7 protein-coding genes and 1 pseudogene are annotated in these 12944 nt (G+C 37.1%); 2 read left to right on the forward strand and 6 right to left on the reverse strand.

The window, feature by feature from the left end; all coding sequences use genetic code 11:
* Nucleotides 1-104 precede the first annotated feature (104 nt).
* From DY109_RS07460 to DY109_RS07470, 3 genes are all read right to left on the reverse strand, one after another.
* Nucleotides 105-2066 carry a mechanosensitive ion channel family protein gene (locus DY109_RS07460; protein ID WP_051404666.1) on the reverse strand — a complete coding sequence of 654 codons (1962 nt, stop codon included), beginning with the start codon at nucleotides 2064-2066 and terminating at the stop codon, nucleotides 105-107.
* 155 nt (nucleotides 2067-2221) lie between these two features.
* A complete protein-coding gene (locus tag DY109_RS07465) occupies nucleotides 2222-3082 on the reverse strand; it encodes a hypothetical protein (RefSeq protein ID WP_034550257.1) in 861 nt (286 codons plus the stop codon).
* A gap of 130 nt (nucleotides 3083-3212) precedes the next feature.
* Nucleotides 3213-4628, reverse strand: a complete 1416-nt coding sequence (locus DY109_RS07470; protein ID WP_023949334.1) for an outer membrane family protein — start codon at nucleotides 4626-4628, stop codon at nucleotides 3213-3215.
* Between the two features lie 384 nt (nucleotides 4629-5012).
* On the opposite strand from DY109_RS07470, the gene DY109_RS12365 reads away from it, so the two are divergent.
* Together DY109_RS12365 and DY109_RS07480 are read left to right on the forward strand one after the other, a co-directional pair.
* Nucleotides 5013-7127 carry a methyl-accepting chemotaxis protein gene (locus DY109_RS12365; protein ID WP_115737830.1) on the forward strand — a complete coding sequence of 705 codons (2115 nt, stop codon included), beginning with the start codon at nucleotides 5013-5015 and terminating at the stop codon, nucleotides 7125-7127.
* A gap of 602 nt (nucleotides 7128-7729) precedes the next feature.
* Nucleotides 7730-8809: an Mrp/NBP35 family ATP-binding protein gene (locus tag DY109_RS07480; protein ID WP_023949483.1), complete on the forward strand. Its 1080-nt coding sequence runs from the start codon at nucleotides 7730-7732 to the stop codon at nucleotides 8807-8809.
* A gap of 35 nt (nucleotides 8810-8844) precedes the next feature.
* On the opposite strand, the gene DY109_RS07485 is transcribed toward DY109_RS07480, so the two are convergent.
* The 3 genes and pseudogenes from DY109_RS07485 to tatA form a co-directional block, all read right to left on the reverse strand.
* Nucleotides 8845-10539, reverse strand: a complete 1695-nt coding sequence (locus DY109_RS07485) for a lactate permease LctP family transporter (RefSeq protein ID WP_115737831.1) — start codon at nucleotides 10537-10539, stop codon at nucleotides 8845-8847.
* Nucleotides 10540-10726: 187 nt separating this feature from the next.
* Nucleotides 10727-12475 (reverse strand): arginine--tRNA ligase, encoded by a 1749-nt coding sequence (gene argS, locus DY109_RS07490; RefSeq protein ID WP_023949490.1) that lies wholly within the window; start codon nucleotides 12473-12475, stop codon nucleotides 10727-10729.
* A gap of 259 nt (nucleotides 12476-12734) precedes the next feature.
* Nucleotides 12735-12894: pseudogene (gene tatA, locus DY109_RS12055) on the reverse strand (twin-arginine translocase TatA/TatE family subunit); the annotation flags it as partial.
* Nucleotides 12895-12944: the final 50 nt, after the last annotated feature.

The raw sequence follows: 12944 nt of genomic DNA on the forward strand, positions 1-12944 counted from the left end.
CGATTGTCCATCTTGATTGTCTCTTGATTATGCTTTTGATTGCTCTTTTTTGATTATTTTTCGCATAATTTTTAAGGCATTGAAGCCTTAAAGTCTTATGAAAACTAGCGCGTATCTTTTGCTAAATTCTCAAGCATGATAGGATTTGGAAGATTCTCGATATACACACTTTGAGAAGGAAATGCAAAACTCAAATGATATTTTTCTACAATCTTCATAATCTCCAAAATCACTTCTTGCTTTGTCTGCAAATATTCTCCTAGCGATGTGGCTTTGCTAAAGCAATAAACCAAAATATTAATAGAGCTATCAGCAAGCTCATCAACCACGACAAAAACACTGCCTTTGTAACCCAGCAAGTCATTCATAGAAACAATGTCTTTTTTAAATGAAAGCTGGTAATTCATTTCTTGTTTGCTTTCAGAATCTTTAGCTATTTTTGGATTCTGCAAAAGCATATCTTTAATCTCTGTGGCACATTTTTGTAGCTGCTCCACAGAAGTATCATATGAAAGTCCGATAGCCATTTTTATGCGTCTGCCCTCTTTGCGCCGACTCCAATTTGTGATTGATTTATTTGATAAATCCGCGTTTGGAATCATCACCAAGCCATTATCAAAAGTGCGAATGATTGTTTTGCGAAGTCCAATTTCTACGATTGTCCCCTCAATTCCACCACATTCAATCCAATCTCCTTGCGAGAATGAATTATCAAAAAGAAGCATAACTGATGCAAAAAAATTCGCTAACATATCTTTAACCGCTAGCGCAACTGCCAATCCACCAAGCCCTAGTGAAGCGATGATAGCAGATACATTAAATCCTAGCGTTTTTAGCACCATTAAGCCCCCGATAATGATAATAATAGAATACATAATTTTTAAAATAAGATTGACAACTTCTTTGCGCAAAGTGCCTCCTGACTTCTTAGCCAAAGTCGATACAAAGGCGATACCATAGCATTTGAGCGCGATAATCAAAAACCACACAAAATTGACAATATAAATAATCGGAAACCACACTTCAAACTTTGGAGGCGTTAGCGATGGATAATACAAAATATTGAGCGAAATATCAAAACTCAAAAACAGCAAAATCGATGAAATGGGCTTAATAATGTCTTTTTGGATTTGGCTATGGATTTGTCTGTCATGCTTTACAAATCGCACAGCAATATCAATACACTTAATAAACCCTAAAGCAATCAATCGCCTACACAGCCAAAGCGCGATAAAAGCGCATAATGAAAGTATGATTTTTGAGATTAAAATATTTGAATGATTAGTCGGAAGTATTTTTGCGATTTTGTCTAAAATATATTCTACGCTGATATTTAAAAACATATTTTGGGGCAAAATACTTTGTGCGTGCTGGCTGATATAGCCAAAAACTTCAATATAAGTGGCTATTTTTGATGAATAGGCTTGATTTTCTTTGTGAAAGCTTGCTTTGCGCGCGCTAGATTCTGCGTTAAGATTTACTTCTTCAAAGCTATGTTTAAAGCCATTTATCGCATCTTCGTATGGCTTGATAATCTTTAGCACTTTGTCTTTGGTGGAGAAAAAATCGATATTTTTACGCAATGCTATGATGGCATTATTGATGTTTTCATCAAGCTTCAATGAATAGAGGTGGATTTTGGCAAGGGCTAGGGCGAGATTATCATGCGTGATTTCAGATTGTATCAAAAGCACTTCTTGAACTTCTTGGTCTTTGAGATTTTTGGTAGAATCTATGCCTATTGGCATTGCATTATCCATAATCCCAGACAAAAACGACTGCAAAGCCACTTCTTTGTGCTTAAGTAAAGATTGGATATTTGGATTCTGGGTGGCTTGAGATTTGGCGATTTCTTGGTTGATTGCACTCATTTCCTCAAGCAGACTTGCAAGGCTTTCTTGAGATATTGCCTTTGTGTTAAGGGTATTTTGACTCAAGTTTGCATTGCTATCAGGGCTTATGTTTTCGCTAAAGCAAACACTAAGGATTCCTACCCACATACAGAATCCAAATGCCACATATCGCCATATTGCTATATCTTTTTTTGTTACTTTTGTTTTTGTCATTCTTGCTCTTTTTGTTTTGGTTTGGCAAGGCTAATAAAGCCAAAATCCTAAATACAATAATAAATCAACAATTTTACAGGATTCTTCATAAAATTTGCTTTATTGTGAGCTAGATTTGCGAGACATCACTATCTGAAACATCACTATCGCAGAATCTACAAATAATAAAAATAATTTAGCCCCGTCATAAACACTGGAGTGCCATTTTGTATATAATTTTTTCCATTGTCATTGACTTCAAATCTCGAAAGAAAGCTATAACCGACGCTAAATTCAAGCCGATGATGTGCTTTGATATTCATACCCATACCAATCTTTGTCCCAATATCCAAAGTATTGAGCATTACATTTTGCTTTTTGTAGATACCATTTGTGCCAAACAATCCAGCCATAAACCCCCAATCAATCTTGGTGTGATGAAAAACATTCCAAATCCATATCACATTCGCGCCATATTTAAATCCATTTGCTTCTTCAAAATCCTTTTTATGTGTATTCTCATATATTCCAAGCTTTGCAAACCCTACTTGCAAGGTATAACGCAATGCGTGGCTTTTATTAAACGCATAGATTCCGCCAAAATGGATTCTAAGATTTCCACCTTGCGCGTAGTATTTTGTAACGTTTTGTTTGCTAATATTCTCTTGATTTGTAAAATTTTCTGTTCTAAATACACGCTCGCTACTTGAGAATCCAATCCCAAACACAAAAGAATTTTTAGAGGATTTGGGTGGATTTTTTGTCGCGCTTTCTTGCGTTGTGATTTGCGGTGTTTGCGTATTTTGTGGGGATTGCATATTTTGTTGCGTTGGTGTTTGTTGTGTTTGTGGATTCTGCAAAGACGTAGTTAAAGCAGGATCACTAAGCTCTGGCTTGCCCTGATTGTTTTGATCGCTTAGATTTTCGCCAAATAATGCCGTGCCACACAATACCAACGCAATAAATATAATTTTTGTATTTATCGCATTTATTGTATTTGTGTAGTTGATTCTTGCGGTTTTTAATCGTAATCTCACTTGCAATCCAATCTATGTGATGATATTTCTATGATAATTAATGATAAAAATAGCCTGACATTGTAGCATTAATTTTAAGTAATGATTTACTTTTTTGACTTGATTTTAGATTCTCATAATTGCTAAGAATCTAAAAATCATAATGCACCCACACAAACGCATGGCTTCTATCAGCGATATTTTTTGACGTGGTGGAGGTTGTAGTTGTCGGCTGATATGGACCATTTGCAGCAGTATTATCGCCATTTGAGCCGACCCTATATCCTTCTTTTGTGATGTCATTATAATACTCAATCTTCGCACCCACTGATAATCCCCCCTCAAACTTATACTTAATACTTCCAGCGATACTTTGCTCTTGGCTTCGCCTAGATTCGCTAAATCGCCCAACAATCCCCCAAGCTACTTTGTCTCTATAATGCACCCCGCCGACAAACAAAAACGGCGTAATCGCGTCTTTACCGATCATATCACTAATTGATCGCCCTAAATCATACGAGCTTGCCGTCCAAAAATCAAGCACACTTTGCAATGGATTCCCATTTGTCCCTATCCACGCGTTTGCATTGCCAAAGTTTTTGTAGATTCCAAGCCCAAAATTATAATTATTATAGTTGAATTGCTGCTTGATAAAAAGATTCTGCGTATATCGCTCAACCAAATCCCCATATCTGTATTTGCCGATTCCACGCTCATTGATAGGTGCGATGAAATTTATAAAAGTTTGCGATCGGAATCCTTGATTGTTAAATTCGCGATTTGTATCATACACAAACCTAATGGCAGGAGCAAGATATGTCCCGGGCGAAAAATACACATAAGGAATCACATCAAGCCCGCCAAAGCTATATGTGGCTTTAAATGCGTGGATTCCGTTATTGATAAACTTTCCATTTGACATATATCCCCTTGGCGAATAAAAATCTATCAACCATTGCCCAAACGCAAAAGCCCTGCCATACGAGCTAAACCACCAGAGATTTAGACTTTGTGTATCACTAAATTTTGCGCGAAAAGCGACTTCAAAGCCTTGCGTATAGCCACTCATATATTCTGCACTTGATCTGTATCGCCCGCCTTTAAACCGAAAACTCAATGTATCATCTGCAAAATTACCTAAAGTGTAGTCAAGATAGGCATTATTAAACACATAATAATGTCGCTTTGTAGCAGGATCACCTTGGAGATCATAGCCTGACCACATACCGACATATTCGCTATTTACGCTATTTGCACCACCCGGGTATTGCTTACTTGAAGAATCTACAATCATACTTCCACCTGTAACACTAAATCCATAAAACAGCTTGTGATTTTGGATAGTAGCAGGAAGAATATTTCCTAAGAATCCAAAACTCCCAATGACATTGACAAATGTATCTGTGGGGTATCTTCCGAGATTGACATCAATAGGCTGATTATTAAAGCCTATTTTACTAAAGCTCTCAAGCCAGCCATTATATTTAATATCAAATGCTTCTAAAGTTGCAAAACTTCCAAATATCATTAATATTACATAAGACTTTTTCAAACTAAACTTTTTCATTATCACTCCTTAAATAATAACTCACATTTCAAATGCTAACATAAAAAAGAGCTATCCGCTCTATAATAAAACAAAAACGAGAATCTATAATATAAATACAATGTGTGTTTTTACAAAAATAATATAAACACGATATGTATTCTATATAAAAATTATTAAGATTTGTGTAAATATCCTTAAAAATATTGAAAATATCACAATTTTTTATAAGCTTTTTTCTCTTGTCTGGAATCTTTTGTGTGAAATTATATGAATCTATAATGATAAATTTTAATCAAAAAAACAAAAAAAAAAAAACGCGTAAAGTTTTTGTGCTATAATTCCATTTCACAACAAAACTTACACACAAACCAAAATCTAAAAATCCAACAAGGAGAGTATTTTATGAAATTGTTTAGCAAATTAAATATTGGCACAAAAATCGTGTTTTTTGTCGGAATTACAATTATTCTAGGGGTTAGTTGCATTGTCTTTATCGTCTCAAGCAAGGTCGAAGATAATATCCGAATACAGACTGAAAAAATCCTCACAGATTCTTCTAGTATGTACGCTGAACGTATATCTCAAGTCTTTTATCAGATTTCATCTTTGACTTCAAATGCTTCAGGCATACTTAGCGAAACATTGAAAAACACTTCTATACAATCACTTGATCCATCATTATTTGATACTATCATCAAAAACACACTTGATTACGCAAATCTGATAGAATATGGCTTCATATACATACCAAACGCGCCACAAAACTTTAATAGAAATAGATTCTACAATACCCCAAATGGAAGATTTGTCATCACCTATCATGACGCTTCACCCGAAACAAATGGCGGATCAGAACTTATCCAATCACACGATGAAGTCATAAATTTCCCAATTGTCAAAAAGCTTTTAAGCGAAGCAAATGGTAATCCAGCAGTATTAGCGCAATTTAACAAGCCAGTCCAAATCACCTACGAAAATGGCAAAACATTTCTCGGATTAAATCTTGTCGCGCCATTTTTTGATAGCAATAACAAAGTTATCGGGGTTATTGGCTTAACGATTAATCTGGATTCATTAGCGAAACTTTTTACAAAATCAGAAAAGAACTTTGAAGGCGAGGTAAAAACCCTTGTATCACAACAAGGCTTTATAGCTACACATACCACACCAAAATACATAGGGCAGATGATGAATGATCTCAATAAAAGACCAGAAGCGGCACCTGTTGTCTCTGCCATAGATAATAATACTTCTGTCTTGGTTCCTGATTATATCGCTTTAGATGGCGATCCAAGCTATGCGAGCGTTACTTCATTTAAGACTGCTGATGGCAATGGCTGGAGTGTCTTAGTAACAGCACCCAAAAGCTCTATGTTTGCACCTTTATATAAGCTTCAATATTTAATTACTTTTATAGGTCTTATATTTATAGTTATAAGTTTAAGTATTGTGTATGTATTTGTCAGATTCACAATCGCCAAAAGATTGTCAATTATTCTCAAAGCACTTGATACATTTTTCAAATACATCAATCACGAAACAGAAAAAGTGGATAGAATCACCATTCGAGCGCAAGATGAATTAGGGCATTTAGGAATGATGATTAATGAAAATATCGAAAAATCTCACAAATCCCTCCAAAAAGATCAAGAACTTGTCCAACAATCTCTAGCTGTTATAGAACACACAAGAGAAGGACATGTAGATCAAAGAATAACACTCACAGGAAGTAATTCAGAGCTAAATACACTCAAAGATTCTGTCAATAAACTTCTAGATCTTCTCTCAAGTGCTATTGGAAATGATTTACCAGAGCTTAATCGTGTATTTGATTCATTTGCAAAACTTGATTTTTCAACGCAAGTTAAAAATGCACAAGGAAGAGTAGAAGTGATTACAAATACTTTAGGTGAAGAAATACGAAAAATGCTCTCTGCTTCATCTGACTTTGCAAATACACTCAATACCCAAAGCAATAAACTTGAAGAAGCAGTCAATAATCTTACCCAATCCTCTCACTCTCAAGCAAGCTCATTAGAGCAAACAGCCACAGCAGTAGAAGAGATCACTTCTTCTATGCAAAATGTCTCAGGCAGGACTAATGAAGTAATCCAACAAACAGAAGATATACGCAATGTCATTGGTATCATACGAGATATAGCTGATCAAACAAATCTCTTAGCACTTAATGCTGCGATTGAAGCAGCAAGAGCAGGAGAGCATGGAAGAGGATTTGCAGTTGTTGCTGATGAAGTCAGAAAGCTAGCAGAGCGCACAGGAAAAAGTCTAGGAGAAATAGAGGCAAATACAAATCTACTTGTGCAATCAATCAATGATATGGCAGAATCTATCAAAGAACAAACAGCAGGTATTACCCAAATCAATGAAGCCATTTCAAATCTAGAATCTGTTACACAAAATAATGTAACTATTGCTAATACTAGCGCAGAGATTAGCAATGAAGTCTCATTGATTGCTAAGGCTATCTTAGATGATGCAAAAAAGAAAAAGTTTTAGGATTTAGATCCTAATATTTTTGCATAGAATCTAGATTCTAATTTACATATTTCCATAGGATCTAAATCCTAGCTTTTAAGCGATTTGAGCTGCGAGTTTGTTTTTCGCTTCGTCGATAGGCGACTAGCCTTATCTCCTTGCTCAAAACCGCACAATCTATCAAGCTCTTGCAAACTCATCTTAAAATCTCTTTTACGCTCTTTTTGTGTTTGCATAAATTCTAAAATCTAAAAATTAAAAAAGTCTAGAATTTCTTAATGCTTGCTTGTGTTTGCATAAATTCTAGTAGAATCTATGTTGTTTTTGTCGTCATTACTTGAGTGAGTGAAACGAACGAAGAATCCAGAAAGAATCGTCATTGCGAGCAAAATTGAAAATTTTGCGTGGCAATCTATAAGAATCCACTTTTGATTTTTAGATTCTAGAATCTAAATCGTCATTGCAACTTTTGCTTTATCATTCTTAAGTGTTTGCAAAAAACTATAAAAAATATAAAAAATAAAATGCAATTTTTGTAGAATCTAAATTCTACATTTTAAGGTAGTTTTAAATGTTTTTATCATAAATACTCAAACTTAATCACAACTTTTTAAGGATTTACAATGCAAGAAAAAATCAAACATATCCTCTCACAAGTCATTTACCCAAACTTTCAAAAAGACATCATAAGCTATGGATTTTTAAAAGACATCAAAATCCAAGACGGCAAAGCTCAAATTTTTATCGAAATCCCCTCGAATGACAATGCAGTCTCTCAAGCCCTTTATGATAAAATCGATAATCTTTTGCAAAAAGAGCAAATCAGAGCAGAGATTTATATCAAAACACCCAAAGCACCTGCTCAAGCCACACAACCTAAAAAGAAAAATCTCGTGCCACATATCAAACATTTCATCATGGTAAGCTCTGGAAAAGGTGGTGTAGGCAAATCAACAGCTTCAACCAACCTCGCCATAGCTCTTGCGATGCAGGGCAAAAAAGTCGGAATCCTTGATACTGATGTCTATGGACCAAATATCCCTAGAATGTTTGGCTTACACGATCAAAAACCACAGCTTGATCCTAGTGGTAAAAAGCTTCTCCCGCTCAAAGCATTTGGGGTGGAAGTGATGAGTATCGGCGTGCTTTATGATGAGGGGCAGAGTCTTATATGGCGCGGTCCTATGCTGATGAGAGCCATAGAGCAAATGCTTAGTGAAGTTGTGTGGGGTGAGCTTGATATATTGGTGCTTGATATGCCTCCTGGCACAGGCGATGCGCAACTCTCCATAGCGCAAAATGTGCCTATTAGCGCAGGAATAGCTGTGATGACACCACAGCAAATAAGTCTAGATGATGGGCTAAGAAGTTTGGATATGTTTGACAAACTCTCCATTCCAATTGCTGGAATCATCGAAAATATGAGTAGCTTTATATGCCCTTGCTGCCATAGCGAATACGATATTTTTGGCAAAAATACGATTCTACCATTAGCCACAAAATACAACACAAAAATCCTTGCTACAATCCCATTAGAGCCTGAAATCCGAGAAAGTGGCGATAGTGGAAAGCCTATTGTGTATTTTCAACCAGAATCTAAAAGTGCGAAAGAATATATCAAAGTCGCTGTGAATGTTTTGCAATTTCTTGATAAAGTCGATGAAGAAAACTTGGCTGATAATTCTGCAATTCAGCCACATTAAAGCAATCAAAGCCAAAAAGGCTTTGATTATCTAAACTAAGATGGAATAATCCAAGTCATATAAAACGCGATAAGATAAGTAAAAATCCCTATACCAATAACAAGCAATATAGAGTATTTGACGGTGAATCTAAAGAGTTCAGATTCTCGTCCTACCAAGCCCACAGCAGCGCAGGCTATGGCGATACTTTGTGGGCTTATCATTTTGCCGACAACCCCACCTACTGAATTTGCCGCGAGGAAAAGCACTTCAGGAATATTAAGCTGCTGTGCTGTAAGCTGCTGAAGTGTGCCAAAGAGGAGGTTTGAGCTAGTATCACTTCCTGTGAGGAATACCCCAATCCACCCAACAATCGGCGAAAAGAATGCAAATGCATTGCCTGTCTGCGCAAGCGCGAGAGCTAATGTCGCTGAGATACCACTATGATTTGAGATAGATGCAAATCCTAGCACAAGCGCGATTGTAAGGATTGCAAACTTCATTTCATTGAGCGTCTCACCAAAAGTCGCCACAGCCGTGCTAACTTTGACTTTCAAAAGCACCATTGTGATGAGCGCAACGATGAAAATCGAAGTTCCAACGGTATTGATAAGCGGAATCTTAAATACGGATTCTACGGCTACATCTTTGGCGACAACTGGCGTAGTTTGAATAATATTTGCAAGATCAGCAAAGCTAAATCCAAACACAAGAGAGCTTAAGACTCCAGCCTCCTTTACCACTTCACCATTTTTGACAACAGCATCTGCAAAGAGATCTTTAAACCAAGGTTGTGTCCAAATCACAATCACAGCGATAAGAATCACAAAAGGTGCCCACGCAAGCACGATTTGCTGTGTGGTGTATTTTTTTGCTTCTGTTTTTGTGCTTACAGAATCCTCATCAAATTTAAAGATATTTTTTGGCTGCCAAAAGCGCAAAAAGATAGCTACTGCTGCGATAGAAGCGACTGCTGAAGCAATATCGGGCAATTCTGGTCCTAAGTGCGTAGCAGTGATAAACTGCACGATAGCAAAGCTCCCGCCTGCTACCAATGCCACAGGCCAAGTTTCTTTGACACCTTTAATGCCATTCATCAACAAAATCAAGAAAAATGGCACAAAAAGCGAAAGGGGTGGAAGCATATGCCCTGCCATAGCCGAGATTCTCGCTGCTTCTGTGGCTTGTAATTCCGAACCATAAACAGCCCCAGCCATTGCGATAATAGGAATCCCAACCGCGCCAAATGCCACAGGAGCGGTATTTGCAATCATACAAAGCCCTGCTGCATAGAGTGGGCGAAGTCCTAGCCCCACAAGCAATGCCGCAGTAATCGCCACAGGACCACCAAAGCCGATAGCTCCCTCCAAAAACGCACCAAAACAAAAGCCGATCAAAATCACTTGTATGCGCTGATCGGGCGTGATAGCAATGATAGATTCTCGTAAAATATCAAAATAGCCAGATTTGACCGTGAGCTTGTAGAGGAAAATCGCTGCGATGATAATCCACGCAATAGGCCACATACCATATAGCGCACCATATACTACGCTCCAAAGTGCCTTTGTAGTAGGCATATCATACACAAAAATAGCTATAACAATAGCAGACAATAGCGTAAGAAGCCCGGCTGCATAGCCTTTGAGCTTAAACACCACCAAACATAAAAAAAACAACACGATAGGCAAAAATGCGACTAAAGCACTCAGCCACATATTGCCAAGCGGATTATAGTTTTGTATCCATTCCATACACTCTCCTTATTTTTATTCGTAGATGTTAGATTCTACAATATTTTTTTTGTAAAGCAAATTTTTGATTATTTGGAGATTCTGTGTATCAATAAAGTGTTTATTTTTTAAACACTTTATTTTTTTATGTTTCTTTTGGTAATTATTTTGCGGATTTATTTAGGCTTTAAGCAGAATCTAGTTTGATTTACATTTTTGTTTTGGCTGTTATACCAAGAAGTTCTAAGCCCTGTGTGAGCGATAAACTCACCATTTTACAGACTTTAAGGTATTGTGTCTCTTTGGGGCTCTCTAAGATTCTTGTTGCGTTATAAAACGCATGGAATTCTGAAGCAAGAAATTTAAGATATTCGCATATTTTTTGCAAGCTTTTTTCTTCCCAAGACATCTGCACGACACGCGGAAGCTGCAAAGCCAAGAAAAGCAAATCAAGTATTTGTTTTTCAGATTCTAGCTTTGCTTCTAGTATATCTTCCTCTTTACATCGCGATTTTTGTATGAGGGTGTGGATTCTAGCATTAGCGTAATTGATATAAAAAACAGGATTTGAATTGTCTTGTTTTTTGAGATCATCAACATCAAATTCCAAATGTGTATCGGGCTTTTTAGACAAAAACACGAATCGCAACGCATCACTTCCAATATCAGCCACTACATCGCGCATAAGGATAAAATTTCCAGCTCTTTTGCTCATTTTGTATGGCTCACCACCACGAAGCAAGCTCACCATTTGCGTAAGCAAAACCTCTAGCTTTTTATCATCATACCCCAAAAACGCGATTGCCGCGCGCACTCTAGCGATATATCCGTGATGATCAGCGCCCCAAATATTGATATAATGCCCAAAATCACGCACAAACTTATAGCGATGATACACAATATCACCAGCTAAATATGTAGGCTCTCCGTCCTCTCGGACGATTACGCGATCTTTTTGGTCGTTGTGTTGGCTTGAAGCAAGCCAGATTTTGCCATCTTTTTGGTATGTGCCATTGTTGCTTTTGAGGATTTTTAATGTCTCTTCCCATTCGCGAAATAAGCTTTTTTCACTCACAAATTGATCAAATTCAATGCCAACATCTAAAAGATTTGATTTGATTTCCTCTAGCATTAAATCTTTGCCAAATTCAGCAAGCACCAAGAGATTCTCATCACTCCGAAACACATCTTCGCCAAAACGTTCCTTTGCAAGATTAGCAATCTCTACAATATATTCTCCCTTATAATAATCCTGCGGATAATCCACTTCCATATGCAAAATAGATTCTCGTCCAGCAAGCATAATAGACAGCCCAAGCATACCGATTTGCGAGCCTGCGTCATTAATATAATACTCTGTCTGTATGTCAAAGCCCAAATATCTGCCAACTCTTCGCAAGCTATCGCCAAATACAGCACCTCGCGCATGTCCTATATGAAGCGGTCCTGTCGGATTTGCGCTCACATATTCAAGCAAAATAGATTCTTTTTTGGATTCTGTGTTGGGCTGATTTGCAGAATCTTGAAGTGTGTGGTCTAATTGGTTTGGCTCTGTGTGGCTTGAGGTTGTATGATTTGAAGTTGTATGGGGCTCTATATTGGGTTGATTTGTATGTGCCAAATTAATGTGAGCTTGGGTAGATTCTCCACTTTGTGGCTTTGTAGGTGATGTTGTGAGCGATTTTATGAGTGCTTCTGTCAAAAATGTATCCAAAACATCGCTATGCAAAGTGAGATTGATATAACCATTCATATTTTCGACTTTTTCAAACGCCTTGTGAGCTTGCAATTTGGCGCATAACTCATCTGCGATTTGCTTTGGTGGCTTGCCTAGTTTTTTGGCTAAAGAAAACGCAATAGGCGTTGCATAATGCCCAAAATCTTTATTTTTTGGGCGCTCTAAAATGATAGATTCTTGTATCTCTTGCTCTAAAAGCGATTTGATATAATCATACATAAGCCCTATTCTGCCTTTTTAGTTCGTGTTTTGGTTGTTTTTGATGCTTGGCTTGCTTTAGATTCTGCTTTTTTAGATTCTGTCTTTTTTGCTTTAGTTTTGCTAGAATCTGCCTTTTTGGATTCTGCTTTTTTAGGTGCTACTTTTTGAGTCGTTGTTTTTTTGGGTGGTGATTTTTTTGTTGTTTCAGATATTGCTTTTGCTGTGTTATTTGGTGCAAGCTCTGATTCTTGGATCTCTATCGTCTGCATGGGTTGTACTGCTTGCTCTTCTTGCTCATCATCTTCTTTGACTGCTTTTTTGAAGCTCTTTATACCTGTGCCTAGCCCTTTCATAAGCTCTGGAATCTTTTTGCCCCCAAATAGCAAAAGCACAACTGCCAACACTATTAACCAATGCCACCAGCTAAATCCGCCCATTTTTTCTCCTTTATTTTTGATTTTAATAAGATGTTATTGTAACTTTTTTT

It is taken from the genome of Helicobacter fennelliae (assembly GCF_900451005.1).
Classification (GTDB): Bacteria; Campylobacterota; Campylobacteria; order Campylobacterales; family Helicobacteraceae; genus Helicobacter_B; species Helicobacter_B fennelliae.

Excerpts from the sequence above, each read along its gene's own strand:
- DY109_RS07460 (WP_051404666.1), bottom strand. The coding sequence starts at position 2,066 with ATGACAAAAACAAAAGTAACAAAAAAAGATATAGCAATATGGCGATAT.
- DY109_RS07470 (WP_023949334.1), bottom strand. The coding sequence starts at position 4,628 with ATGAAAAAGTTTAGTTTGAAAAAGTCTTATGTAATATTAATGATATTT.
- DY109_RS12365 (WP_115737830.1), top strand. The coding sequence starts at position 5,013 with ATGAAATTGTTTAGCAAATTAAATATTGGCACAAAAATCGTGTTTTTT.
- DY109_RS07480 (WP_023949483.1), top strand. The coding sequence starts at position 7,730 with ATGCAAGAAAAAATCAAACATATCCTCTCACAAGTCATTTACCCAAAC.
- DY109_RS07485 (WP_115737831.1), bottom strand. The coding sequence starts at position 10,539 with ATGGAATGGATACAAAACTATAATCCGCTTGGCAATATGTGGCTGAGT.
- argS (WP_023949490.1), bottom strand. The coding sequence starts at position 12,475 with ATGTATGATTATATCAAATCGCTTTTAGAGCAAGAGATACAAGAATCT.